Source organism: Thermus sp. FJN-A, from assembly GCF_054655095.1.
Map to the genome: position 1 here is coordinate 1 of NZ_BAAHSC010000304.1, position 236 is coordinate 236.

1 pseudogene is annotated in these 236 nt (G+C 65.7%); it reads left to right on the forward strand.

Annotation, left to right across the window (positions count from 1 at the left end):
* Nucleotides 1-236 (forward strand): annotated as a pseudogene (locus ACYQ0J_RS13815) (IS200/IS605 family accessory protein TnpB-related protein); the annotation flags it as partial.

Below are 236 nucleotides of genomic sequence, written 5' to 3' on the forward strand. Positions count from 1 at the left end.
AAACGAGCGTGACAAGTCCCGCGGGGACAGCCTCTCCCGTGAGCTCAAGAGGGCTCAGGGGTCCCTGTCCCTGCTCTCAAGCCTTCAGGGCTCGCCGGGCGGCCGGGACGGGTTTACCGGGGGAAGGAAACGTCCCGGTACCAACGCCTGGAGGGTCCTGAGGGTAGGCCTCTTCCTTCCCCTCCTTGGGAAGACGGTGCCCCGTGACCTCTCCCCGTTGAAGGTCTTCCTTCACC